This is a genomic window from Serinicoccus kebangsaanensis, assembly GCF_008919445.1.
Lineage (GTDB): Bacteria > Actinomycetota > Actinomycetes > Actinomycetales > Dermatophilaceae > Ornithinicoccus > Ornithinicoccus kebangsaanensis.
Map to the genome: position 1 here is coordinate 1 of NZ_VSLG01000031.1, position 2,218 is coordinate 2,218.

At 66.7% G+C, this 2,218-nt stretch carries 2 protein-coding genes; both read right to left on the bottom strand.

Going from position 1 to position 2,218, the window contains the following annotated elements; translation table 11 throughout:
* Positions 1–222: 222 nt before the first annotated feature.
* Entirely contained in the window at positions 223–837 is a 615-nt protein-coding gene (locus tag FXF60_RS16350) for a hypothetical protein (RefSeq protein ID WP_151527043.1), read from the bottom strand.
* Positions 834–2,218 (bottom strand): DEAD/DEAH box helicase (locus tag FXF60_RS16355; RefSeq protein WP_151527044.1); only part of this gene is annotated, 1,385 nt, incomplete at its 5' end. The genes FXF60_RS16350 and FXF60_RS16355, both read right to left, overlap by 4 nt.

Sequence of the window (2,218 nt, forward strand, 5' to 3'; positions counted from 1 at the left end):
CTGATCACCTACCCGCCCTCACCACCTGAACCCAAACGAGGGATCACAGCGCTACACCACTCCACTGGGCTTGACCGCGCGGCCATCCCCTCACAGTGGCCCCGAGCCCCCCAAGCTCAGCAGCGGTCGTCACTACACCGTTCTGATCTCAGGCAGAGGGCCTGACCAACACGCTGTTATGCCTGCTGGGGCCGCGCAACGATCGACCCAGGGACCAGCCGTTCAACCACTTGTCAACCTGACGAGTGGGCCAGCCAGAGGCTGGGTGCCGCCTTGTCGAACGGCTCGCAGATAGAACGTTCGTGGGTTGATCGCGGCTAGAGGTAGCAGACCGTCTGGCGTGTGGCCTTTCGACTCGCCGGTGGTCTGCGGAGATGTCCGTAGCCTTGAGGCGAGGATGGGTTCTTCGTCGATTCTCTGGACGAGGGCGTAACAGATGGCGAGGACGTGGCGTCGAATCACTTCGTCGGTGTCGCTCTTGACATTGATGTCGTCGATGCGAGGGGCGATCTGCACCCCGGCTGAGGTCAGTTCTGTGACGAGGTGGTCGGGCAGGTCGCCACTGTCCACTGGGGTGGCTTGGCCGATGGCATGGGCGGCCGCTCTCTGCTCCTTGTGATTCCAGATCGGGATGTTCAGAGTGATGGTGTGCCTGTGGCCGCGTTCGGTGAGCCGGGCGGTGACTCGGCTTCCCTCGACGGTCAGGTCTTCGACGGCTCTGCGGGCCAGGGCACGAGCGCGGGGTAGGTCGCGGTCGGGTGGTCCGGTGATGAAAACGGGTTCGATCATCCTGAGCCAGGCCCGCCCCCATGCGGTGGCACCGAACTCGCGGGTCATGTGGTGGCCTCCAGATTGAGCCGAAGCACCTCGTACAGCTCCTCGTCGCCGAGGGTCAGCAGGGCGGCGTCGCTGCCGGTGAGGGCTGCGTCGGCGAGTCCTCGTTTGCGGGCCTGCATGGTGGCGATGTGGTCTTCGACGGTGCCGGCGGTGCGCAGGGTGTAGACCGTGACAGGCTGGTCTTGTCCGATGCGGTGGGCGCGATCGGATGCCTGGTCTTCGACGGCGGGGTTCCACCAGCGGTCGTAATGGATGACCGTTGTGGCGCGGGTGAGGTTGAGACCGAACCCGGCCGCGCGCAAGGAGAGAACGAGGATGCTCGGTCCGGTGCCGTCCTGGAAGTCGCTCACGATGCGGTCGCGGCTGGTAGGGCGTAGTCGGCCGTGCAGGAACGGGACCGTGATGCCGTGACGCTCGGCGATGTCGCCGGCCAGGAGCCGGCCCATCGCGGTGTACTGGGTGAAGACCAGGCACCCGGTGCCGGTGGTCAGGGTCTCGTCGAGCATGTCGCTCACACGGTCGAACTTGCCCGACCGCTCTGCGAGCGGCCTGTCCTGGCCAAGGGCCTGGGCGGGATGGTTGCAGACCTGTTTGAGTCGGGTCAGCAGTCCCAGGATGTTGGTGCGGCGGGTAGCGCCGGAGCCCAGCCCTGCGTCGAAGGTCTCGGCCAGGGCCGTCTCGTAGAGGCGGCGTTGCTCGTCTGTGATGGTGCAGGCGATGTCGATGACCTGACGAGCCGGGAGTTCGGGCGCGACCTCGGCCTTGGTGCGTCGAAGCACCAGGTCGCGGGTGTGGGTGGCGAGCCGGTCGGCCGCGGTCGTTGAGCCGCGGCGTTGGATCGGGATCACGTAGCGGTCGCGGAAGCGACTGCGGGTGCCCAGGTAGCCGGGTCGGACGAGGTTGCCGAGTGCCCAGAGGTCTCCCAGCTCGTTCTCCACCGGGGTGCCGGTGATCGCCAGCCGATAGTCGGCCCGGATGGCCGTGGCGGTGCGGTAGGCCAGGGTGCGAGGGTTCTTGATCTGCTGGGCCTCATCGAATGCCACGACACCCCACGAACACTCGGTGAACCTCGCGGGGTTACGGCGCAGGCGGGCATAGGTCGTCACGGTGACGGTGCCGGGTTCCGGCTCGTCGCGATCACCGGCAAGACGTAGCCCGGGCGCGTGGCGGGCAATCTCGCGTTCCCAGTTCGTGCTCACCGAGGTCGGACAGATCACCAGATGCGCCGCCCTCAGGTGTTGGAGCATCAGCGCGAGGGTCTGGATGGTCTTGCCCAACCCCATGTCGTCGGCCAGCACTGCGCCGGTCAAGTCCCGGGTAGTGGTGTAGCGCTGTGCTCCTTCGGCAGGGGTTGTCAGGCGGTCAGCGCGGGTGGGGCATC

Coding starts and splice junctions, on each gene's coding strand:
- FXF60_RS16350 (WP_151527043.1), bottom strand. CDS start 837: ATGACCCGCGAGTTCGGTGCCACCGCATGGGGGCGGGCCTGGCTCAGG.